Source organism: Trebonia kvetii (assembly GCF_007827045.1).
In the GTDB taxonomy this organism is placed as follows: domain Bacteria; phylum Actinomycetota; class Actinomycetes; order Streptosporangiales; family Streptosporangiaceae; genus Trebonia; species Trebonia kvetii.
On record NZ_RPFW01000002.1, the window covers coordinates 938,391 to 961,563 of the forward strand.

The following is a 23,173-nucleotide window of genomic DNA, read 5'->3' on the forward strand; positions in this document are numbered from 1 at the left end:
TCTTGCTGTTATCGGCACGCTGAGGGGCCGCGCGGGCGGGGCCGCGCGGGCGGAACGGCGCGAGCCGGGGGCGGCGCGAGGGGGCGGGCTGGCGCTCCGCGCTTATTGCTGTTATCCCTGGATGACGGCCGCCACGGCGGGGGCGGGGTCGGCGCTGAAGGTAGCGGTGGTGCGGTCGGCGGTGGCGCGGGCCCAGCCGGTGGTGGAGACGACGCCGAGTACCAGGACGGCGTAGCCGCAGCCGGCCATGATCCACCAGCCGGCGTGGGCGGCGGTGAGGAAGCCGGCGTGCATCGAGCCGCGCAGGCTGGCGGCGAGGACGGAGCCGACGATGGCGACGCCGAGGGACTGGCCAAGCTGGCGGCTCGAGGAGTTCATGCCCGATGCGACGCCCGCCTGGGACCGGGGCACGCCCGACATCACGCCGTTGGAGATCGGTACGTTCACCATGCCGGCGCCGAGGCCGAACAGGCCGTAGGTGACGATTAGGAACAGCGGGCCGCTGGTCGGACTCAGCTGGGAGAGCGCCGCCGTAGAAAGGGTGAGCGCGGCGCCGGCGATGACGAAAGGCACCCGCGGCCCGCCGCGGGCGAGGATGCGGCCGGAGATTGGCGATGAGATGGCCATCATGACCGGCATCGGCAGCAGGGTGAGGCCCGCGCGTAGCGGGCTGAAGCCGCGCACGTCCTGCAGGTAGAGCGTGGTGAGGAAGAGGAAGCCCGCGCTGGTCGCGATCGCGCAGACCGCGGTGGCGTTGGCCGCGCTGAACGGCACCGACTTGAAGAAGCGGAAGTCGATCAGCGGTTCCGCGCGGCGCGGCTCGTAGCGGAGCAGGAAGGCCAGCGCGAGCAGGGACAGCAGGAAGAACCCGACGATGTACGGCGAGGTCCAGCCGTCGGATGGACCCTGGATGATCGCGTAGGCGAGCGAGGCCAGCATGACGATGACGAAGAACTGTCCCACCGGGTCGGCCTCGCGTCCGCGGTCTGCCTTGGAATCGGGGACGAGCAGTGCGGTCAGCGCGATGGCGGCCAGGCCGACAGGGATGTTCGCCCAGAAGATCCCGCGCCAGCCCACGGAGCCGACGAGGATGCCGCCTGCGACGGGGCCGAGCGCCATGGACAGGCCGGAGACGCCGTCCCAGACGCCGATCGCCTTGGCCCGGTCCTTCGGCGCGCTAAACACGTTGGTGATGATGCCGAGCGCCGCAGGATTGAGCATGCTCCCGCCGATCCCCTGCAGCACGCGGAAGGCGATCAGCCAGGCCAGCGAGGGTGCGAGGCTGCACAGCCAGGAGCCGAGGGTGAACAGGCTGAGGCCGACCTGGAAGATCGTCCTGCGGCCGATCCTGTCGGCGGCCGCGCCGGAGAACATCAGCAGGCTGGCGAGCACGATCGTGTAGCCCGCGATCGTCCACTGCAGGCCGGCCACGCTGGTGTGCAGTGATGAGCCGATCTCCGGCAAACCGACGTTCACGATGGTGTTATCCAGGCCGACCATGAAAAGCGCGGAGCAGCACACCGCGAGCACGATGGTCCGGCGACCGGAACCGCCGACTGCCGCCATCGATTGCGGATTTTCGTGAACCACCGGGGCCACGGAAACCGTTATCGGAGCAGAGGGCGGAATTACTTCGCCATGTGACCGAATAGATACGTTCCGTAGCCGAGTTGAGGCAGCAGGGACCGAACGCATGGAGCACCGCCTGGGGGTTCAGCGAGTGATATATCCGATATGACACTACATCGCTGCACGCTGTAGTCAATAGGTAACTGCATGAAATTGCCTCGTGAAACGGCCGGCGGCCCTCCCTAGGCGGCCCGGCAAGACGCTTCCGGAACGTTCGCCCAACATAGGAGGTTGTCTCGGTCTACATTTATGCACGATGCCGGTATGCCGGCGGTTGGGGATGGGGACGATGGCGCGCGTAATGCACGAGGCGCCTGTGACAAGCGAGGTGAATATGGCTGAGGGGGGATACGTCAGCCGTCGGCTGCTTCAGCTTGTCATGCCGGTTTTCCCGGACCGCCGCATGTTCCGGATTCACGACCCTGAGGTGCATCCTGACGCGCCTGGCGGGCCGTTGCCGCCGGTGGGCGTGCTTGTCTCGGCAAGCCGCGAGCAGCTGTGGGTCGGCTCGCTTCAGCAGGACATAGACGTCCGGCTGGTGCTCGAGGAATGGGACGGCCAGCCGCTGCTGCCCGATGCCTGGGACGAGGAAGCCAAGGCGCGGCTGTACTTGCGCGGTCGGCTATCCGTCGACATGGGCACCGCCGGTCCCGCCGTGTCGGGACTTCGGCTAACCGGCGGCGTCGGCAACTACGAGGTCAGGGTGTACGCGCGGTACCGCGAGGCGGTCGTGCAGATGTACCAGGACCTGTTCAACCAGCACAAAGACCCGCTTAGCGACGACTTCCAGCGAGAGAAGCGCAAGCTCGAGGGCGTCGAGCGCTACCTCGTCCAGCTCTGGCGCGACTCCTGACCGCGGGTTCCAGGTAAGGCGCTCACCCGCCGGCCGTGCTTGGCGCCTGAGTCTGCCGCAGCTGGCTGACGACCGCCGGGCTCGTCGTGGCCTGCCTGGGCGCCGGGATTCGTGAGCCTTGACCGCGGAACGGCATCATCGCGTACACCGTCAGTCCGATGATCGCGAGCAGGACGATGGTACAGAGCGAGCCGATGATCTTGCCCCGGGTGGACCGGAGTCCGGCGGCCGGCCCAGGCCGCCGGAAGGAGGACAGCTTGGTCGCCAGACCGGGGTCCTCTGCGGCGAGCCGCCGCTCTATTTCAGCGAGCATGCGCTGCTCGTCCATTGACAGCGCCATAGCGCCATACCTCCGCGTTCCGCGCGCCTGTGGGAACTGTTCTAACTATCCCCTACAGAGGGGTGTTTATCCAATCGTTCTGCGTTTGTGCCCGACTCTTTTTGCGTCACAAGGGACACATGACTCTCCGCATTCCACCGCATATCAGTGCGTAACGATTGCATGCAGGCTCACCGGCTGAACCGAACACATGTTTGCCATCATCGAATACCGGTTCTATGCTGGGCCTCATGCGCTGGGACAGCCTGCGACTCGATTCGAGTGACTCCGGCGCCGCGCCGCCGCTCATCGAGCGGGGCGCGGTGGCGCGGACGTTCGACGCCCCGGAGTTCCGCGGCATGACCTTCTACGAGGTGCGCGCCAAGTCCATCGTCTCTCGCGTACCCGAGGCGTCCCGGATGCCGTTCTGCTGGACGATCAACCCCTACCGGGGATGCCAGCATCAATGTGTGTACTGCATACACAGTGAGACGCCGATCTTGATGGCGGACGGGACGACCAAGCCCATCGCGGACGTGCGAGTCGGCGACGCCATCTACGGCACGGTCCGCGATGGGAACTACCGCCGATACGCGATCACCGAGGTGCTGGCGCACTGGTCCACGGTCAAGCCGGCCTATCGGGTCACGCTCGAAGACGGAACCAAGCTCGTCGCCAGCGGGGACCATCGGTTTCTCAGCGATCGTGGCTGGAAGCATGTCACCGGCGCAGAACAGGGACCCGAGCAGCGCCCATTCCTCACCACGAACAACAAGCTCATGGGGTTCGGCGGGTTCGCCGAGCCGCCGAAGGAATCGGTCGCCTACCGGCGCGGCTATCTGTGCGGCATGATCCGCGGCGATGCCAATTTCAGCAGGTACGTTCACGCTCCCACTGGCAAGGTGTCCCACCAGTTCCGGCTTGCGCTGGCGGACGACGAAGCGCTGCTGCGCACGCGCGATTACCTCATTACTTTCGCCGTGCTGACCACGGAATTCGAGTTTGCGACTGGAACACTGTCGCGTCGTCCAATCCGAGCGATCCGCAGCAGTACGCGCACCGCCTTCGATGCGATCGAGCACCAGATCAGATGGCCGCGGTTCCCGTGCCGTGACTGGCTATGCGGCTTCCTGGCCGGCATCTTCGACGCGGAGGGTTCATATAGCGGCGCCTGGCGGGTGGGCAACACCGATCCCGAGATCATCCGCTGGACAACCCGCGCCCTTGACGCACTCGGGTTCTCGTACGTACTCGAACCTGTGGTCAAGGCGAATGGTCTCATGGTCGTGCGGCTGCGCGGCGGCCTCAAGGAGGCCATGCGCTTCTTCCACACCACGGACCCGGCAATTACCCGCAAGCGGTCGATCGAGGGCGTGGCGATCAAGAGCAACGCGAACCTGCGCGTGGCCGCCATCGAGCCCCTGGGCCTTGAGCTCCCGATGTACGACATCACGACAGGCACCGGCGACTTCATCGCCAACGGGGTCGTGTCGCACAACTGCTACGCCCGGAACTCGCATACGTACCTGGACCTGGACGCGGGGCGGGACTTCGACACGAAGGTCGTGGTCAAGGTCAACGCGCCGCAGCTGCTGCGGGCCAAGCTCGCCTCGCCGGGCTGGGGTGGCGAGCACATCGCGATGGGCACCAACGTCGACTGCTACCAGCGGGCCGAGGGGCGTTACCGGCTCATGCGGGGCATCATCGAGGCGCTGCGGGACGCGGCGAACCCGTTCTCGATCCTGACCAAGGGCACGCTCATCCTGCGCGACCTCGACCTGCTGCTCGAGGCCGCCGACGTGACCGAGGTCGGACTGAACGTCTCGGCGGGCTTTGTCGACAAATCGTTGTGGCGGGCCATCGAGCCTGGCACTCCGGCACCGGACCGGCGCCTCGACGCCTGCGCGGCGATCAACGACGCGGGGCTGCGCTGCGGGGTGCTGATGGGTCCTGTCGTGCCCTACCTGTCGGACTCCCCCGCCCAGCTCGAGGCGGCGGTGCGGCAGGCGGCGGAGGCGGGTGCGGTGCACGTGGCGCCCATCGTGCTGCACCTGCGGCCAGGCGCGCGTGAGTGGTTCATGCAGTGGCTGCGGGAGGCGCACCCGGAACTGATGCCCCGGTACGCCGAGTTGTACGGGCCCGGCTCGTACGCGCGCAAGGACTACCAGGCCAGGATCACCGGGCAGGTGCGCGAACTGGCCGAGCGGTTCGGCGTCGGCCGGCAGGCCACGCCCAGGGGGCGGGACGCGGCGCGGCCGGCCACTCCCCCGGCCACTCCCCCGGCCTCGCCGCCGGCGCAGGCCTCGGCGCCGCCCCCGGCGCCCCACGAACAGCTGACCCTGCTCTAGCCGGCCCGCCCGGGTGGCCCGCCGACGTCGCCTCGCCCGAACGAACCTTCTCAGCCCGGGCCTCCGACCAGCGGAAACAGCATTGACCAGCATCGATCACAATTACGTCACTTCTTGTTTAACTCACCAGTAGCCCTTTCCGGAAAGCGCGCTTAGCGGATTCCAAGGGGACGCGGTCCGGGTTTGCCGATAACCATTCCGTGACATTTGCAATGGCACCGGGTGCCTACGGAGGCTAACCCGGAATCAGCGAAGATCCCGGGACGGCGGGACTGCAATCGTTCGCAACCCAAGTTCCTTCCCCCGGCACCGGGTCGCGCCGGAGCAGCGGCACCGCGCCCAGCAGGGCCGGGAACCCCGCTGTGCGCCACTTCGCCCTGCTTGACGAGTCGCATAGGAAATGGCGGTGAATGGCCGCCAGCGGGCTGCAAGGAACGGTTGATATACGTGTTGTCACGTTATCTGCGGATCGGTGGCAGAGATCACTGATGCACGCGAGTATTACCTCCATGACGATTCAGACGGAACTCATCGGAGAGACGGCCGTTGAGTTTCCTTGCCCGCCGCTTGGCGCGGCGGAGCTTTCGGCCGCAGAGGCCGAGCGCATGGCAGGCATGTTCAAGGCGCTGGCCGACCCGGTTCGCCTCCGGCTTTTCTCCCGGGTGGCGGCGCACAGCAGCGGAGAAGCCTCCGTCTGCGACATCCAGAACGTGGGCGTCTCCCAGCCCACGGTCAGTCACCACCTCAAGAAGCTGAGAGAGGCAGGCCTGATCATCTCCGAGCGCCGCGGCACCTGGGTGTACTGCCGGGTCGCGCCCGGAGTGCTCCCCGCGATGGCGCAGATGCTCTCGCCGCGCGATATGCACATCAACTGACACCGCGGAAAGACCCCGCCCGCCGGAACGGCCGCTCTCCGGGAGCGAGCGGCCCCGGCGGGCTTATCCGCTTACCCGCCGGCCAACAGGCGGTCCGCGGGTCCCATTAGACTTCGGTGTCATGGCGCAGCCCCTCGGACAACACCGTGACGACGAGCAGGACCGTCGGCATAGCGAGGACCGGGGCGGCAGACCACACGCGTGCGACGAGCAGCGGCCAGAAAACAGTGGCAAGCGCCTGGTGGTGCGCAGCGTGCCCATCCCCGATCCCGGCGCGCGATTCCTCGAGCAGATTCCTGTGCCCGCGGCGTACGCCTGGGTGAGGCAGACCGCGGGCCTGGCCGGCTGGGGAGAGGCTGCCCGGGTGACACTGCCCGCGGGTGCTGACCGGTTCATCACCGCGGAGAAGTGGCTGCGCGAGGTCGCCGACGGAGCGGACATCGAGGACGCCGTCCGCCGCCGTGGCTCGGGTCTTGTCGCGTTCGGCGCCTTCACTTTCGACGACGCGTCCGACGGCTCGGTGCTCGTCGTGCCGCGTGCGATCCTCGGCCGCGACGGCACGGGCAACGCCTGGCTGACCACGATGACCCCGGACGGCGAGGAGGCGTGGCAGCCGTCGCCTTTCGACCCGCCGACCGGGCCGGGCGACATCAGCTGGCACGACGGATCGCTGTCCGCGCCGGAATGGGAGCAGGCGGTCGGCGAGGCCGTCCGCCGGATCACCCACTCACCCGACCTGCGCAAGGTCGTGCTCGCCCGTGACATGTACGCCTCCGCGAACCGGCCGATCGACGCCAGGGTGCTGCTGACCCGGCTTGCCGCGCGCTACCCGGGCTGCTTCACCTTCGCCTGCGACGGCATGGTGGGCGCCACGCCCGAGCTGCTGATCCGCAAGGACGGCTGGGAGGTGAGCTCGCTGGTGCTCGCGGGCACCACGCCGCGCGGCGCAACCCAGGCCGAGGACTCCGCCCTGGCCACGGCGCTGCTCGGGTCGGCCAAGGAGAACGAGGAGCACCAGTACGCGGCGGACTCGCTGAGCGACACGCTGGCACCGCATTGCCAGGCCATGTACATCGCGCCACGTCCCGAGCTGATCCGGCTGGCCAATGTCCAGCACCTTGGCACCCGGGTGCACGGCACGCTCGCCACCGCAAAGTCCGCCCTGGCGCTGGTGGCCGCGGTGCACCCGACGGCCGCGGTCGGCGGCACGCCCACCGACGCCGCCGTGGAGGCGATCCGCGAACTGGAGTCCATGGACAGGGAGCGGTACGCGGGCCCGGTCGGCTGGGTCGACGCGAACGGCAACGGCGAATGGGGCATCGCGCTGCGCTGCGCGCAGCTCGACGGTGACCGGGCGCGGCTGTTCGCCGGCTGCGGCATCGTGGCCGGCTCCGATCCGGCGGCCGAGCTGGCCGAGACCCAGGCCAAGTTCCGTCCCATGCGCACCGCCCTGGAGCAGGCCGACTGACCGGGTCGGCGAGCACGCACGTTTCCCGGGTTGTCCGATTATGTGCGGACAAGTTCAACCGCATGCGACACGAACGTTACCTTTTGTTGCCCCTGCCTTGATCACAATCAGTCATGGTGCTTGTATAGCGAGTAATCATGGCTCGTCCGGCCGGGGATCGCGCCGGAGCCACGATGCGCATCATGCGGGCGCCGCGTCACATCGGGCGCCCGTCGGGGCAATGACCAGCACAGCCAGGCCGGGATGCCGGGCTCGGGACGAGCCGCACGCGGCTTGGCTACTTACAGTAAGGAGCTGCGCACAATGGGGGCATACCCATCACGGCGCCGCAGGCGGACCCGCGGAGCGTACCTCGTCGCGTGCGGCGCGGCGGCCATCGCGCTCACCGCCGCCGCCTGCAGTAGCGGCAACAGCGGCACCACCGGGGGCGCCGCCACGCCGACGGGTGGCACGCCGGTAAGCGGCGGCACCGCGACGTACGCGTTGCCGCCGTCCACCACGCCCAACTACATCTTCCCGTTCACCAGCAGCGCCTACTTCAGCGTGGTCAACGCCGAGGACTTCCAGTACCTCATGTACCGGCCGCTGTACTGGTTCGGCAACGGGGCGTCGCCGACACTGAACACGAGCCTGTCGCTCGCCGACGCGCCGTCGTACAACGGCAACAACGTGACCATCACCATGAAGGGCTGGAAGTGGTCCAACGGTGAGACCGTGAGCGCCCAGGACGTGGTGTTCTGGATTCACATGCTGCAGGCGGTCGGCGACACCGACTGGGGCGCGTTCGTGCCCGGCGGCTTCCCGACCAACGTCACGAACGTGAAGGCGGCCAACGCCACCACTGTCACCATGACGATGAACAAGGCCTACAACTCGACCTGGTTCACCTCCAACGAGCTGAGCCAGATCACGCCGATGCCGATGGCCTGGGACGTCACCTCGGCCAGCGGCAGTCCGGGCAGCGGCGGCTGCACCACCTCGGTCAGCAACTGCGCCAAGGTGTACGCCTTCCTTGACAGCCAGTCCAAGGCGATGTCCGGCTATACGAGCTCCAAGATCTGGTCGGTCGTCGACGGTCCGTGGAGGCTGAACTCCTTCAACTCCGACGGCAACTCGACGTTCGTGCCGAACCACACCTACGGCGGCGCGAACAAGCCGCACCTGGCCGCGTTCCAGGAGGTTCCGTTCACTACCGAGTCCGCCGAGTACAACGTGCTCCAGGCGAGCGCGGCCGGCGGCAGCCAGAAGATCGACGTCGGGTACCTGCCGACCACGGATGCGCCGACCAAGCCGGCCAACGCCACCGTCGGAACCAACCCGGTCCACAACTTCACGCTCGACCCGCTGTACGCGTGGGGCATCAACTACTTCCCGGTGAACTACCAGTCCACCACCGGCAACGGGCCGATCATCAAGCAGCTGTACTTCCGCGAGGCGCTGGCCTACCTGATGAACCAGCAGGCCATCATCAACGGGCCGCTGCACGGCTACGGGCTTTACACGGTCGGGCCGGTCGGCTCCCACCCGTCGACGCAGTACCTGTCGGCCAAGGGCAAGCAGGGCGACCCGTTCCCGTACAACCCGACCAAGGCGTCTCAGCTGCTGAGCAGCAACGGCTGGCACGTGGTGGCCAACGGCTCCACGACCTGCCAGACGCCGTCGAAGTGCGGTCCTGGCGTCAAGCAGGGCCAGCCGCTCACGTTCACCTTGCCGTACGCGACGGGCACCGACTGGATCGCCCAGGAGATGACCCAGCTGCAGTCCAACGCCAGCACGGTCGGAATCAAGATCAACCTCGAGCCCAAGCCGTTCAACCAGGTCACCTCGGTCGCGGCGCCCAACTGCGTGGTCGCCAAGACCTCGTGCGCCTGGGACATGGGCAACTGGGGCGGCGGCTGGACGTTCGTGCCGGACTACGACCCGACCGGCGAGACGCTGTTCCTTTCCGGGTCCGGCGCCAACTCCGGCGGTTACAGCAACGCGCAGAACGACGCCCTGATCAACCAGACGCTGACCTCGGAATCGCTGACCCCGCTGTACACCTGGCAGGACTACCTGGCCACGCAGCTCCCGGTGATCTGGCAGCCGAACGGCGCCTACCAGCTCACCGAGATCACCACCAGCCTGCGTGGCGTCATGCCGCAGTCCACGACGCTCAACATCAACCCGGAGAACTGGTACTTCGTGAAGTAATCAGCGTTATCACGGCCCGACTTGGCCACGGGTTCTGCGAGGGCCGCGATGAAGCACAGACGACAAAACCCGGGACATAGACACAAAAGGAGATGAGGAACGGGTTCGGCTGTCCGCCGGCGGTTAACGACTTCGTTAGCGGCCGGCGGACAGCCGCCATTCGAGACTTCCCCGGACTAATGGGACTCAGGAGGCATCAGAGCAGCCTGCGACGGGGATGACAGCGATAGGCGGGATTCGTGTCGGTGTTGGGGGATGCCGCAGCCGTTCGGGGGAAAGTATGTGATTGGTTTTCTTGTTCGAAGGATCTTGCAGGCGGCGGTCGTCGTGCTGATCGTCACGGTGATCACCTTCATCTTGCTGCGCGCCATCCCGGGCAACGTGGCGGTGGCGATCCTCGGCCCGTCGGCGTACCGCAACCCGGCCACGCTCGCCCAGTTCAATGCCCAGTACGGATTCGACAAGCCCTGGTTCCAGCAGTACCTGCTCTGGCTCGGCCACCTGCTGCAGGGCAACCTCGGGTTCTCCTGGACGCTTGACCAGCCGGTCGCCTCGCTGCTCGGCCAGCGGCTGCCGAAGACGATCGCCCTGGTCGGGATCTCCACGCTCCTCGCGCTTGTCATCGCGGTGCCGATCGGGCTGTGGCAGGCGGTGCGCCGCAACAAGGCGACCGACTACACGTTCACCGGGTTGTCGTTCCTGTTCTACGCGGCGCCGACGTTCTTCGTCGGCACGGTGCTGATCCTGGTGTTCTCGGTGCATCTCGGCTGGTTCGGCCCGGAGGCGCCGCAGGGCGGCCTCTGGTCGGACGTGTCGGACTGGCATGACCTGACGCTGCCGGTGATCACGCTCGCCCTGGTCACGATCGCCTTGTTCAGCAGGTACATGCGGTCGGCGGTGCTCGACAACCTCACCGAGGACTACGTGCGCACCGCGCGGGCGAAGGGGGCCTCGCAGCGGCGGGTGCTGTGGCGGCACGTGATGCGCAATTCGCTGATCCCGATCGCCACGCTGCTCGGGCTGTCGCTGCCGGCCATCATTTCCGGGGCGCTGATCACCGAGTCGGTCTTCAACTATCCAGGCATGGGCTACCTGTTCTACCAGTCCGCGCAGAAGCAGGACTATCCGGTGATGCTTGGCTTCATCGTCGTGGTCGCGATCGCCACCGTCATCGGGTCGCTGCTGGCCGACATCGCCTACGCGGTGCTCGACCCGAGAGTGAGGTACGCATGACCACCACGACGGCTCCTGGGCCACCCGCCGCACCCGAACAGGCACCAGCGCTGCCCGCCGCCAAGCCGCGCAGCATGTTCAGGCGCGGGCTTGAGGTGTTCGTCGAGAACAAGCTCGCCATGATCGGCGTGGTGATCCTGGTGCTGATCTTCGGGTTCTGCTACCTAGGGCCGTTTTTCTACCACACCGACCAGGTGCACGTGAACCTGGCGAACGAGAACCTGTCGCCCGCGCCCGGTCACCCGCTCGGCACCGACGCGAACGGCTACGACGTCCTCGGCCGGCTGATGATCGGCGGGCAGATCTCGCTTGAGGTGGGTCTCGCCGCCGCCGTGCTCGCCACCGTGCTCGGCACCCTGTGGGGCGCCATCGCCGGCTACTTCGGCGGGTGGATCGACTCGGTCATGATGCGGCTTGTCGACGCGCTGCTCGCGATCCCGACCCTGTTCCTCGCCCTCGTCGTGGTGTCCATGTTCCCCCCCACGGAGACGGAACTGATCCTGGTCATCGCGCTGACCTCGTGGCTGACCACGTCCCGGCTGATCCGCGGCGAGGCACTGTCGCTGCGGGTACGCGACTACGTGCAGGCGATGCGGGTGATGGGCGGCGGCTCGGCCCGGGCGGTGTTCAGGCACATCGCGCCGAATGCGGTCGGCACGATTATCGTCAACGCCACCTTCCAGGTCGCGGACGCCATCCTGCTCGTCGTCGCGCTGTCCTATCTCGGCCTCGGCATCCGGCCGCCGCAGACTGACTGGGGCGGCATGCTCAACGCCGGCATCAACTCGGTCTACAACGGCTACTGGTGGCAGATCTTCCCGGCCGGCATCGCCATCATCCTTGTCGTGATCGCCATCAACTTCATTGGCGACGCGCTCCGCGACGCGTTCGAGGTCCGCCTCCAGCGGCGGTTATCTCATCCTGGGAGGGCTCACCGTTGGCTCCGCTTCTGGATATTGAGGACCTGCGCACCGAGATCAAGCTGCGCCGTGGCGTGGTACACGCCATCGACGGAGTGTCCCTGCAGGTGAACCCCGGCGAATGCCTGGGCATCGTCGGCGAGTCCGGCAGCGGCAAGACGATGACCGCGCTGTCGATCATGCGCCTGCTGCCAAGCGGCGGCGCGGTCGTCGGCGGGCGGATCGTGGTCGACGGAACCGACATCGCTGCACTGCCGGAATCCGCCATGGAGGACGTGCGCGGCAACCTGATCGGAATGATCTTCCAGGACCCGCTGACCTCGCTGAACCCGACGATGTCCATCGGCGACCAGATCGCCGAGTCGGTCCGGCTGCACCGCGGCGCGTCGAAGAGGGAAGCGCTCGTCCGGGCTGTCGAGGTGCTCGGCCTGGTCGGCATGCCCAAGCCGGCCGAGCGGGTGACCAACTACCCGCACCAGCTGTCCGGCGGCATGCGCCAGCGCGTCATGATCGCCATGGCGCTTGCCTGCGAGCCGAAGCTGCTCATCGCCGACGAGCCGACCACCGCGCTTGACGTCACGATCCAGAAGCAGATCCTTGAGCTGATCGACTCGCTGCGGCAGCGGCTGGGCATGGCCGTCATCCTGGTGACGCACGACCTCGGCGTGATCGCCGGCCGCGCCGACCGGGTAGCGGTGATGTACGCGGGGCGGATCGTGGAGACGGCTCCGACGGAGGCACTGTTCAAGAACCCGCGCATGCCGTACACCGAGGCGCTGTTCGAGGCGCTGCCGGAGAAGTCGGCCGTCGACGCCACCACCGTCAAGCGGCTCTACAACATCCCCGGCCAGCCGCCGGACCTGACCGTTCCGCCGCCCGGCTGCAAGTTCGCACCCCGCTGCCGGTACGCGCGCGACGAATGCCGTGCCAAAGAGCCTGCGCTGCAGGCGGAGACGACCGCGCACCTGTTCCGCTGCTTCTTCCCCGTCGGGACGCCGGACGAGGTCCGCGACCCAACGACGCCGTTCGTGTCCGTGCCTGAGGAGCGGCCGGAGATACCCGTAACACCGGCGGCGGCTCTCGCCGCCGAGGGGCGCACCGGGAATGGGCACGCAGCGGACTGGCAATCGGGTGACCCGCTCGCGGACGCGCCAACCGCGACGGTTCCCGTTAGCGGCGCCGCGGCCGCGGACCGGCTCGCGGCGGAGGAAGAACTCGCGGAGGACTCCCCGGTCAAGGCGGGGCAGGACGGGTCGCTGCTGACGGTGTCGCGCCTGGTGAAGAACTTCACCGTGACCGCCGGAGCGGTGCTGCAGCGCAAGGTGGGGCAGGTGTCCGCGGTCGCGGACGTGTCCTTCGCCATCCCCGCCGGGGCCACGTTCGGCCTAGTCGGCGAGTCGGGCTGCGGCAAGACGACCGTGGGGCGGCTGATCGTCGGGCTCGAGAAGCCAGACGGCGGCTCGATTGTCATCGGCGGACGCGACCTCGCGTCGCTGTCGTCGCGTGAGCGGCGGCGGCAGGCGCGGCTGGTGCAGCTGATGTTCCAGGACTCCTACGCCTCCATGGACCCGCGGATGCGGGTCAGCACCATCCTGCGCGAGCCGATGATCATCCAGCGGGACGGCAGCCGCGCCGCGCAGACCAAACGCGTGAACACGATGCTCGACGAGGTGGGGCTGCCCGCCGCCGCTGCCGAGCGCTACCCGCACGAGTTCTCCGGCGGACAGCGGCAGCGCCTCGGGCTGGCCAGGGCGCTGATGCTGCGGCCGTCGATGATCGTGGCCGACGAGCCGGTGTCGGCGCTCGACGTGTCCATCCAGGCGCAGATTCTCAACCTCATGCTCGACCTGCAGCGCGATTACGGTCTCACGTACCTGTTCATCTCCCACGACCTGTCCGTAGTGCGGTACATGTCGAACACGATCGGCGTCATGTACCTCGGCAAGCTCGTCGAGGTCGGTCCCGCCCTCGACGTCTACAACTCGCCAATTCACCCCTACACCCGGGGCCTGATCGACACCGTCCCCGTCGCCGACCCGAAGCTCGAGCGGGCCAAGGAGCACCAGGGGGTGCAGGGCGAGCTGCCGTCGGCGGTCGCGCCGCCGTCCGGGTGCCGCTTCAGGACCCGCTGCCCCCGCGCGCAGGACCTGTGCGCCGCCGAGGAGCCGCCGCTGCGCCAGTTCACCGGCGAGGGCCACCGGGCCGCCTGCCACTTCCCGCTGCGCGAGCCCGAGCCAGACCTGAATTAGCGTTGCCGTGCCGTGGCCCGGTTATGGCATAGTGCCCAGGTGGCTGATTACCGTGACGTGAACCGGGCGAACTGGGATGAACGGGTGCCTGCGCACCTCGCCTCGCCCGAGTACTCCGTGTCGCAGTTCTACGCCGATCCGGGATTCTTGTCCGGCGTGGTCCGCTTCGACACGGCGCTGCTCGGCTCGGTCGCGGGGCTGCGCGGCGTGCACCTGCAGTGCCACATCGGGACCGACACCGTGTCACTCGCCAGGCTCGGCGCGTCCATGACCGGACTGGACTTCTCGGGGCCCGCGATCGCCGCGGCCCGCGAGCTCGCCGCGGGCACCGGGGCGGACGCCAGCTTCGTGCAGTCCGATGTGTACGACGTGGTCGAGGCGCTCGGCGCCGTGCACGGTGACGTGCTCGGCGCGGGCGGGTTCGACTTCGTCTACACCGGGATCGGCGCGCTGGGCTGGCTGCCCGACGTCCGGCGCTGGGCGCGGGTGGTGGCCGGCCTGCTGCGCCCCGGCGGGAGGCTGTTCATCAGGGAAGGCCACCCGATGCTGTGGACCCTGGCGGATCCGGGCGACGACGGCCTGCTCGTCGTCAGGTATCCGTACTTCGAGCAGGCCGAGCCGCAGGTGTGGGATGAGGGCGGCACCTACGTGACCACCGACGCGGTGTTCGAGCACAACGTCACGCACGAATGGAACCACGGCCTCGGCGAGATCGTCACCGCGCTGCTCGACGCCGGGCTCACGGTCACCGGCCTCGCCGAGCACGACAGCGTGCCGTGGAACGCGCTGCCCGGGGTGATGACCGAGAGCGACGGCGAGTGGCGGCTGACCGACAACCCGGCCAGGCTGCCGTGCAGCTACACGCTCCAGGCCGTCAGGCGGCCGTTAGGCCGGTTAGGTAGCCGCTAAGCCGTTAGGTAGCCGTCAGCTGGCGGCGGCCCAGGTCCACGGTGCCCGGCAGGGTGACCAGGTGGCTGGCGGGCGGTGCGGGCACCTGCTCGCGGAGCATCCAGTGATCCATGTAGACGCCGGCGGGCACCCAGTACTCGTCGGTCGCCATGGGACGGCGGACGACGACGCAGCCGTGCCCGCGTTCGGCGCGCACCGGGTTCTGCGACGGCACCCAGTACGCGCCGCTCGCGCTGCTGCCGATGACCGGGGTGAGGTCGACGATCTGGCCTCGGTCGACGTACTCCCACAGCAGGCCGTCATCGAGCGGGGTCGCGCTGAACGGCGGCCAGTGCAGGGGATGGCTGCCGGAGAGTGCGAGCACCCGCAGCTGCGGGCCGCCAGGCTCGCCCGGGCGGCCGTGGAACACCGGCATCAGCGCCGTGGCCTGCCGGTCGCTGACCCAGCCGAGCAGGGCGCCGTGGCGCGGTATCGGCATCCCCTCGGTGATCACCTGGTGGGCGGTGGCGGGCACCGGCAGCCCCGGCCTGATCCGCTGGCACTGTATCGGCTGGCCCTGTACCGGCTGGCCCTGTACCGGCTGGCCCTGTACTGGATAGCCGTGTACCGGCTGACACCGCGTGCCGGGCGACTGCCACGTCCACAGCGCGAAATCGTCGCCGGGATCCTGGGTGAGCACGTAGCAGCCGGTTCCGCCCGCGCCTCTGTGCCACAGCACGATCGACCGGCGCATCCCCGCGCGGCGCGACGCCGCGGCCTGATCCCGCTCATGCTCTCCGCGCACCGGATGGCCGGCCGGTCCGGCACCGGTATCGACGGGATGGAGCGAGTTCACGGCGAGCGGGTAGGACCGGAAAAGCCGCAGGCATGCGGCGAACGACGCGGCCCCGGGCAGGGCGTGAACGAACACGGGCTGCTCTCCTCGCGTTCCCCCTGGCCGCGCCCGCCGCATTTCGGCGAAGTCTGAGGTGAAAGCCGGTAATGACGTGATTCACGCCTGGTAGTGGTCACATGGTGCTGCGAGTCGCGTCAGCAGACATCGGTCACCTGACGCATATCGATGCGGCATCAGCACTGGATGCCGCACTAGCGTGACGCGCGGGAGGCCGATGACCTAGGACCGCGCCGATCCGGGACTGTCTGGGCAGAACAGAACCGATCGGGTTATTCCGCGCGCAGCAGGGCGGCGGCCGGAGTCTTGGCGGCGGCCCGGCCGGGAATCGCCGCGACCAGGTTGGCGGCCGCCAGGGCGCCGGCGATCACGGCGACGACCGTGAGCACGGGGACCGACGGCTGGGGAATGACGCTGATCTGGCGGGCGAACAGGTCCCACAGGTAGCGGCCGAGCGCGATGCCGAGCGGCACGCCGACAAGCGCCCCGGCGGCCACCGCGACGGTCGACTGCCAGGCCACCGTCGCGGCGAGCTGGCGCCTGGTCAGGCCGAGCGTCTTGAGCAGCGCGAGGTCGGCGCGGCGGCGGCGGACGGACGCGGCCAGGGTCAGCCACAGCGAGGCGACCGCGCCGGCCGCCAGAGCGCCGGCCAGGATCAGCGGGGCCGCGCCCATGGAGCGGTAGTCGGTGATCTCGGCGGGGCGCTGGACGCCGGCGATCACGCCCCCGTTCTGCGGAGGGACGATGGGCTGCCAGCGTGTCAGCGCGGCAGCGACGTCCGCGCCCGGGCGGAGGGTAACCAGGACCTCGTTCGGCTCATTCGCCGTGACACCGGGGATGTGCTGGTAGTCAAGGACCGCGCCAGTGCCCATCTCGGTATGCAGGGTCCCGGAGACGCCGAGCGAGGGCAGCGTGGCGGTGCCGGCGATCCGCAGCCGGAACTTCGCTGGGCCGCCGTCCTGCACGGTCACCCAGTCGCCGACCTGCTTGTGCAGCGCGGCCAGGGTGGCGGCGCCGAGCACCACCTCGTCCGGCGCCCGCAGCCCGTGGCCGGACAGCAGCGGCGGTGCGATCGGCGATCCCAGGGTCATGCCGAGGACGGGGACTGCCTGGCCCTCGATGCTGGCCGTTGCGTACCAGACGCCGGTCCACGCGGCGACCGCCGGGTCGGAGTCGAGGACAGGGGCGGCGCCGGCGACGGTGCCCCCCGTATTGCCGGAACTCAGGTCGAAGGTCCAGTTCCAGCCGTACAGCGCGGGGTGCGAGACCAGCGTCGTCAGGCTCGACCCGAACGTGATCGTCGCCATCATGACTACGCTGGCGAGCACGGTGCCGAGGATGGCGGGTGCCACGGTCACCTGGTCGCGGTCCGTGCCCGGGCCGAACGCCAGCCGGACACCCTCGGTGGCCGGCACCGGCAGGCCGAGCGCCTGCGCCGCGCGGACGGCACGCACGCCAAGCGGACGGTACGGCCGGACGCCGGCGTCCGGCGCGCGGGGGACGCGGCGGCGGGCGATGACCAGGGCGGCGCCGGACATGATGGCGATGATCACCGCGATGCCGCCGCCGAGCGTGATCCAGTCGAGCGCCACGCCCGGGGTCGGGTAGACCACCCGGATCGCGCCAAGGGGCGCGAGCGGGGACAGGGCGACCGCGACGGCCGCGGCGAGCAGCGCGCCGAGTGCGATGGCGGCAAGGACCCCGGGCATGCCGTCGGCCGTCGTCACGGCCGGGCCCGCGCCGAGCGCGCGCATGGTCGCGAGGTCAGCGGTGTCGCGGCGCAACTGGCGCCCGATGACCTGCCCCGCGATGATCAGCGCGGCCAGGGCGGCGATGCCGCCGAAGACCGCCAGGGCGATCGAGGTGGGCGCGATGGCGCGCTGCGCCTTGGCCACGGTGAGCGAGGCGTCGTAGAACTCGATGGGGAACCCGGCGGGCAGCACCCCCTGGATGGCGGCTTCCACATCGGGCACCTTCGTCCCCGGGCGCAGCTGGACGGCGGTCTCGGTGAAGTCGGCGCAGCAGCCGATCAGCTTCCTGGTCAGCGCGGGGGTGAACAGGGCGCCCCCGTCGCGCTGGGTGTCGATGTCGTCCTGCGTTTCCTCGGCGCTGTAGACGACCGCGCCGACGACCGTGACCCGTTGCCTGGCGGCCGGCGTGACGTGCTTGCCCGCGTACAGCTCCACCAGCTGCGCGTTCGTGTAGAACCCGAGCTCGGCGACGGTGCCGACGCGGACCGAGCCCGGGGTTCCCTTGGCGTCGATCGCGATCTCGTCCGGGCGGGACGGGTCGGGCAGCCGCCCCTCGACGGCGGTGGCCCGGTCGGTGGTGAAGTACTCGCCGTCCAGGCTGCCGGGCAGCGGCCCGCCGATGTACGGAGCCGGCACCGGCTCTCCGTCCACGCCGAGGATCGCCACGTTCAGCCCGGAGTAGCTGGCGACATGCCGGACGGCCGGCAGCGCGGCGATCTTCTGGATGACCGCGGGGTCGTAGCCGGGCGCGCCGGAGGGTCCCGATAGCCCGGTCAGCACCGTCAAGTCGGAGGGGTTCGTGGCGGCCAGGTACGTGAGGTACGCGCCCTGGGTGCGGCGGGCCGCGGCGACCGAACCCATGGCGAGGCCGCCGACGAGGCCGAGCAGCAGGGTGATCGCGAGATAGCCGGTCCACCGCCGCGACAGGGTGCAGCGGAACCGGTACCAGGCAACGCGGAAGGCGTCTGCGGCGCGCATAGGACGCAAGTATGGCGATAAGCCGGGGCTGGCGACAGAGGGCCAGCGCGCAGGCCAGCGGTGGTGCTACCACACCGGGCGGCACCCGGGGGTCAGTGGGGCGGCGCCAGACGATAGATCGCGCCTGCGGCGTCGTCGCTCACGTACAGCGCGCCGTCCGGTCCTGGCACCGCGTCCACGGGGCGTCCCCAGAAGCTGCCGTCGGCGTTCTGGAAGCCGCCGGTCAGGGTGACACCGGGCAGCAGGGTGCGCTTGGCGGAGTCCCAGTCCAGCCACAGCACGGCGGGCGACCGCGGCGGCTGGCGGTCCCACGAGCCGTGCGCGGCGACCGCGGCACCGCTCGTCCACGGCGCCGGGAGCTTGCTGCCGGCCAGGAAGGTCATGCCAAGCGGCGCGCTGTGCGCGGGGACCCCGACCTCGACGGGCTTCAGCGCCGCGCAGTCAAGCGCGCCGCCGCCCGGGTTGGTGACCGCGTTGGGGACGAGCGGCACGTTCGCGAGGGAGCCCGCCGGGTGGTTGCCGTCCTGGTCCGGGTCGCAGTAGGGCCAGCCCAGGTCACGGCCAGCCGTGACTGGCACGACCTCGTCGGGCGGGTGCTCGTTGACATACGCCCTGATGACCTGGCCGAACGCGTCGCTGAACGACGTGTGGGGCCCGTGCGCCGGGTACGGGATGTTGTCCCGCTCGTTCACCGCGGTCCAGACCGTGCCGTCCGGCGCCACCGCGAGGCCCTCGCCGTTGCGGATGCCGCGCTCCACCACGCGCAGGTCCGTCCCGTCCGGGCGCACCGCCATGATCACCGCGCGCTGCGGCATCATCGTCCGGTCATCGGGGTTGGCGTTGGACGAGCTGCCCACGTTGAAGTAGACGGTGCCGTCCGCGGCGACCGTCACGTCCTTCATCCGATGCACGTCATCACCGGCCGGGTCGGGGTCGGGCAGAGCCGCCGCGAGCACCGTCCGGGCGCCGCCGATCCCGCGGGGACCCCACGGGTAGCGGTCGATCTGGTTCGACTCCGCGACGTAAAGCACCGTCGCGCCGCCGACCGTGGCGAACGCCAGGCCCTGCGGGTTGCTCAGCCCGGACAGCAGCGTCGTCACGGTCGCGGTGCCCGCCGTGTCCGGCCGCAGCTCCACCACGCTGCCGCGAGCCGGCTGGCTGACCAGGAGGTCGCCCTCGGGAGTCCACGCCTCCATCCGCGCGTCCGGCACGCGTGCCCACACCGTCGCGGTCCAGCCGGCCGACACGGTGAGCGTGTGCGGCGCGGACAGCGCTCCGCCGCCCTCGCCCGCCGGCACGACGAGCGTCGTCGTCGAGTCCGCCGCCGCCGCATAGGCGATGGCCGGCAGCGACTGCGAGACCGAAGGCGCCGCGGCGGTCGGCCCCTGGCCGGAGGCAGCGGAGCAGGCCGCGACCGCCGCGACGGCCGCACCCGCGAGCGGCGGCAGGACAAAACGACGGAAGACCACGAACCCATCATCCCGAACGGTTCCCTGTTCCACCGGGCCCCGCCGCGATTTCCCGTGGGAATGCGGCCCGTCAGACACCTGATGTGTGGGCAGTACCACCCGCCCTGGTGTGTCCGCCCCCTTGCCAGGCATCGGGGCGAGCCGGTGGAATGCTGCCCATGGCGACGGTCTGGATGCGGCTGCGTGCGGACATGCGCGCGCGATGGCGGGTGATGCTCGGGCTCGCGCTGCTCCGCGGCCTGGTCGGCGGCGCGGCGCTGACCGCCGCGGCGGGCGCCAGGCGCACCGAGACCGCCTATCCGCGGCTACTCGCGTGGGCGAACGCCTCCCAGGTGACCGTCATCGTGACCGACGCCGACTCGAAGCCGCAGGCCGGCGTCCCCCCCGGAGCCACGGCCATGCTGCTCGCGGGCGCCGCGCAGGATCACTGCCCGCCCGGGGTGTGCACCGTCACCGCCGACCAGCGGCCAGGCGAGATCAAGAACTACACCGGGATCAGGGACACCCCGCTGCTTCTCGGTCTCGTCCTTGCCGTGCTCGCCGTCGGCACGCTGATCCACGTGCTGGTCACCGGGGTGCGCCGGCGGCGCCGCGACCTGGCGGTGCTCAAGGCCCTCGGCTGCACCAGGTGGCGGCCACTTCTGGGCCTCGCGCTGCTGCTCGGCCTGCTCGGCGGGGTCGTGCTCGCCGCCGCGGCCGGAGCACGGCGCACCGACACGGCCTACCCCCGCTCGCTGGCCTGGGCCAACGCCTCGCAAATGGACATCGTGCCGCAGGGCACCGGGCAACACGGCTACTTCGACGCGCTCGCGAAGCTTCCGCAGGTCCAGTCCATGGCCACCGGCCAGCTGTTCCAGGCGGCGCTGCCCTCGCACCGGCAGACGCCGGTGCAGCTCATCTCAAGCCTGGACGGCGGTTACGGCACCCGGGTGGACCGGGCCCGGATCCTCGCCGGCCACCTGTTCAACGAGAACACGGCCGGCCAGGCGATGATCAACCAGGCGATGGCCGCCGCCGAGCACCTGCGCCCCGGCGATAAGGTGCGCGTGCTCGGCGTGCCCAACAGTCAGAAGACAGGAACGCCCGACTACTCCAAGGCCGCCATCCTCACCTTCACGGTGACCGCCATCGTGACGCTCGACCCGGAGATGGACATCACGGACGGCGGCTACGGCGCGCCAGCGGTCCTCGTCACCGCGCCGTTCACGGCCACCTCGATGGCCGGCGCGCTCAGCTTCGGCACTCTGGCCGCGGTCCGTCTCGTGCCTGGCACGTCCGTGACCAGATTCATCGCCACCGCTAGCGCTCTGGCCGTCAAGTACAAGGGCACCCTTGGGCGGATCGATGTGATCAGCCAGGCAGACCAGGTGACCGCCCTCGAGCAGGCGGCCCGCCCGCAAGCCGTCGCACTCGCCGCCTTCGCCGCGCTGGCCGGCCTCATCGCGCTCGCCGTGCTCAGCCAGCTGCTCAGCAGGCAGCTCGCCCTGGAAGCGGCGGAGTTCCCGGTGCTTCGCGCCTTCGGCGCGACTCGGGGCACCCTGGTCGCGATCTCCCTGGCACGGCTCGCCATCGTCACCGTTACCGGGGCGATCTTCGCGCTCGGCATCGCCGTCGCGGCCTCGCCGCTGATGCCGATCGGGCCGGCCAGGGCCGTCGAGCCCGCGCCAGGCGTCGAGGTCAACCTGGCCATCCTGGGGGCCGGGGTCGCCATGATCACCCTGCTGCCGCTCCTCGTGCTCAGCCCCGTAGCCTGGCGGACCGCCACCCGGGCGGCCGGGCCGCTCGGCGTCGCCGAGCCCGGATCGCGGCGGGGACGCCCGTCGCGGCTCGCCGCCCTGCTGACAAGGACCGGCTCGGTGCCAGGCAGCATCGGCGTCCGGCTCGCCTTCGAGCCCGGCCGCGGCAGGACCGCCGTGCCGGTCCGCTCCGCCTTGGCGGGCAGCATCATCGCGGTCGCGGCCGTGGCGGCGGCCGTCGTATTCGGCACTAGCCTGGTCATGCTGATCGGAACGCCGACCGAATACGGGCAGAACTGGGACGCGGTCACCGATCTCGGCTTCGGCGGCGTGACCCCGCAGATGGCGGACCAGTTCCTCGCCGCCTCCCCAGCGGTCGCCACGTACGACGCGGGCGACTACGGCCAGGTCACTATCAACCACAAATCAGTCGCCGCGATCAGCCTTGCCGAGGGCAGCGGCTACCTGACACTGCTGGCCGGCCGCGGACCGCGCGGCCCCGGGGAGATCGCGCTCGGCGCGCGGACCCTGAGCGGCCTGGGCCTCCGGCTCGGACAGACCATCCAGGTCACGGCCAACCACGAGAATTCGAGGACGCCGGACGAGACCACGGCCATGAAGATCGTGGGAGTCGTTGTGCTGCCCCGGTTCGCGCGCGGCACCTTCGCGCCCACCGGACTCGGCACCGGCGCGGTGGTGACCGCGAGCGTGCTTTCCGAGCCCGACCTGACGACCGGCTGCCCGAGATCGCCGTGCTACAACTTCTTCCTGCTCCGTTACCGGCCCGGCACGGACATGGCGGCACAGGAGGCCGGGCTGACCAAGGCCCTGCGGGCGAGCGGTTGCCCGATCGGCTCCTGCGATACCACCGGCGACCAGCGCCCGGCCGAGATCAGGAACTACGCGAGCGTACGGAACGTACCGCTCGTCCTCGGCGCGGTGCTCGTCCTGCTCGCCGTCGCCACCATCGCGCACGTGCTGCTTACCAGTGTCCGCAGAAGACGCCGCGACCTGGCAGTGCTCAAGACGCTCGGCTGCACCCGCGGCCAAGTGCAGCGCCTGGTGGCCTGGGAGGCCACCGCGCTGGCAACCGCCGCGCTGCTCGCCGGGATACCGCTTGGCGTGCTCGCGGGCCGTCAGGCCTGGGCGTTCTTCGCAAACACGGCGGGCGTCGCACCCGGGCCCGACGTCCCGCTTCCGCTGATCCTGCTCGCCATCCCTGCCACGCTGCTGCTTGCGAACCTGATCGCCGCCTGGCCGGGCTGGACTGCCGCCCGGATCCGCCCCGCCGTCGCGCTCCGCGCCGAATGACCCGGCCCTGCGACTCCGACGTCAACCATAGAAGCCGTGG

15 protein-coding genes are annotated in these 23,173 nt (G+C 69.7%); 10 read left to right on the top strand and 5 right to left on the bottom strand.

The annotated features are described in order from the left end of the window. Positions 1-111: 111 nt before the first annotated feature. Entirely contained in the window at positions 112-1,566 is a 1,455-nt protein-coding gene (locus EAS64_RS12995) for an MFS transporter (RefSeq protein WP_145853159.1), read from the bottom strand. 397 nt (positions 1,567-1,963) lie between these two features. On the opposite strand from EAS64_RS12995, the gene EAS64_RS13000 reads away from it, so the two are divergent. Next, complete coding sequence (locus EAS64_RS13000) at positions 1,964-2,482, top strand: hypothetical protein (RefSeq protein ID WP_145853160.1); 519 nt, start codon at positions 1,964-1,966, stop codon at positions 2,480-2,482. A gap of 22 nt (positions 2,483-2,504) precedes the next feature. On the opposite strand, the gene EAS64_RS13005 is transcribed toward EAS64_RS13000, so the two are convergent. Then, a complete protein-coding gene (locus EAS64_RS13005; RefSeq protein ID WP_222849268.1) occupies positions 2,505-2,810 on the bottom strand; it encodes a DUF3040 domain-containing protein in 306 nt (101 codons plus the stop codon). 242 nt (positions 2,811-3,052) lie between these two features. Here EAS64_RS13005 and EAS64_RS13010 point away from each other — a divergent pair, with 242 nt between their 5' ends. From EAS64_RS13010 to EAS64_RS13045, 8 genes are all read left to right on the top strand, one after another. After that, positions 3,053-5,149, top strand: a complete 2,097-nt coding sequence (locus EAS64_RS13010; protein WP_145853162.1) for an intein-containing Rv2578c family radical SAM protein — start codon at positions 3,053-3,055, stop codon at positions 5,147-5,149. Between the two features lie 509 nt (positions 5,150-5,658). Further along, positions 5,659-6,024, top strand: a complete 366-nt coding sequence (locus EAS64_RS13015) for an ArsR/SmtB family transcription factor (protein WP_145853163.1) — start codon at positions 5,659-5,661, stop codon at positions 6,022-6,024. Positions 6,025-6,145: 121 nt separating this feature from the next. Then, positions 6,146-7,492, top strand: coding sequence for an isochorismate synthase (locus tag EAS64_RS13020; RefSeq protein WP_145853164.1), 1,347 nt, complete (start codon positions 6,146-6,148; stop codon positions 7,490-7,492). Positions 7,493-7,795: 303 nt separating this feature from the next. Then, complete coding sequence (locus EAS64_RS13025; protein WP_187365879.1) at positions 7,796-9,685, top strand: ABC transporter substrate-binding protein; 1,890 nt, start codon at positions 7,796-7,798, stop codon at positions 9,683-9,685. 255 nt (positions 9,686-9,940) lie between these two features. After that, positions 9,941-10,918, top strand: a complete 978-nt coding sequence (locus EAS64_RS13030; RefSeq protein WP_187365880.1) for an ABC transporter permease — start codon at positions 9,941-9,943, stop codon at positions 10,916-10,918. Continuing rightward, the gene (locus EAS64_RS13035; RefSeq protein WP_145853167.1) at positions 10,915-11,949 is read left to right on the top strand and encodes an ABC transporter permease; all 1,035 of its coding nucleotides are present in this window, start codon (positions 10,915-10,917) and stop codon (positions 11,947-11,949) included. The genes EAS64_RS13030 and EAS64_RS13035 overlap by 4 nt, the downstream gene beginning before the upstream one ends. Continuing rightward, positions 11,856-14,087 (top strand): ABC transporter ATP-binding protein, encoded by a 2,232-nt coding sequence (locus EAS64_RS13040; RefSeq protein ID WP_222849270.1) that lies wholly within the window; start codon positions 11,856-11,858, stop codon positions 14,085-14,087. The genes EAS64_RS13035 and EAS64_RS13040 overlap by 94 nt, the downstream gene beginning before the upstream one ends. Before the next feature lie 39 nt (positions 14,088-14,126). After that, positions 14,127-14,996 carry a class I SAM-dependent methyltransferase gene (locus EAS64_RS13045; protein WP_145853168.1) on the top strand — a complete coding sequence of 290 codons (870 nt, stop codon included), beginning with the start codon at positions 14,127-14,129 and terminating at the stop codon, positions 14,994-14,996. 4 nt (positions 14,997-15,000) lie between these two features. Here the strand turns inward: EAS64_RS13045 and EAS64_RS43540 are convergent, their stop codons facing one another. From EAS64_RS43540 to EAS64_RS13065, 3 genes are all read right to left on the bottom strand, one after another. Further along, the gene (locus EAS64_RS43540) at positions 15,001-15,906 is read right to left on the bottom strand and encodes a hypothetical protein (RefSeq protein ID WP_187365881.1); all 906 of its coding nucleotides are present in this window, start codon (positions 15,904-15,906) and stop codon (positions 15,001-15,003) included. Positions 15,907-16,160: 254 nt separating this feature from the next. Beyond that, complete coding sequence (locus tag EAS64_RS13060) at positions 16,161-18,617, bottom strand: ABC transporter permease (protein ID WP_145853171.1); 2,457 nt, start codon at positions 18,615-18,617, stop codon at positions 16,161-16,163. Between the two features lie 92 nt (positions 18,618-18,709). Continuing rightward, positions 18,710-20,086, bottom strand: a complete 1,377-nt coding sequence (locus EAS64_RS13065; RefSeq protein ID WP_222849271.1) for a PQQ-dependent sugar dehydrogenase — start codon at positions 20,084-20,086, stop codon at positions 18,710-18,712. Positions 20,087-20,244: 158 nt separating this feature from the next. On the opposite strand from EAS64_RS13065, the gene EAS64_RS13070 reads away from it, so the two are divergent. Further along, positions 20,245-23,133: an ABC transporter permease gene (locus EAS64_RS13070; RefSeq protein ID WP_145853172.1), complete on the top strand. Its 2,889-nt coding sequence runs from the start codon at positions 20,245-20,247 to the stop codon at positions 23,131-23,133. Positions 23,134-23,173 lie beyond the last annotated feature (40 nt).

Excerpts from the sequence above, each read along its gene's own strand:
- EAS64_RS12995 (WP_145853159.1), bottom strand. The coding sequence starts at position 1,566 with ATGGCGGCAGTCGGCGGTTCCGGTCGCCGGACCATCGTGCTCGCGGTG.
- EAS64_RS13000 (WP_145853160.1), top strand. The coding sequence starts at position 1,964 with ATGGCTGAGGGGGGATACGTCAGCCGTCGGCTGCTTCAGCTTGTCATG.
- EAS64_RS13005 (WP_222849268.1), bottom strand. The coding sequence starts at position 2,810 with ATGGACGAGCAGCGCATGCTCGCTGAAATAGAGCGGCGGCTCGCCGCA.
- EAS64_RS13010 (WP_145853162.1), top strand. The coding sequence starts at position 3,053 with ATGCGCTGGGACAGCCTGCGACTCGATTCGAGTGACTCCGGCGCCGCG.
- EAS64_RS13015 (WP_145853163.1), top strand. The coding sequence starts at position 5,659 with ATGACGATTCAGACGGAACTCATCGGAGAGACGGCCGTTGAGTTTCCT.
- EAS64_RS13020 (WP_145853164.1), top strand. The coding sequence starts at position 6,146 with ATGGCGCAGCCCCTCGGACAACACCGTGACGACGAGCAGGACCGTCGG.
- EAS64_RS13025 (WP_187365879.1), top strand. The coding sequence starts at position 7,796 with ATGGGGGCATACCCATCACGGCGCCGCAGGCGGACCCGCGGAGCGTAC.
- EAS64_RS13030 (WP_187365880.1), top strand. The coding sequence starts at position 9,941 with ATGCCGCAGCCGTTCGGGGGAAAGTATGTGATTGGTTTTCTTGTTCGA.
- EAS64_RS13035 (WP_145853167.1), top strand. The coding sequence starts at position 10,915 with ATGACCACCACGACGGCTCCTGGGCCACCCGCCGCACCCGAACAGGCA.
- EAS64_RS13060 (WP_145853171.1), bottom strand. The coding sequence starts at position 18,617 with ATGCGCGCCGCAGACGCCTTCCGCGTTGCCTGGTACCGGTTCCGCTGC.
- EAS64_RS13070 (WP_145853172.1), top strand. The coding sequence starts at position 20,245 with ATGGCGACGGTCTGGATGCGGCTGCGTGCGGACATGCGCGCGCGATGG.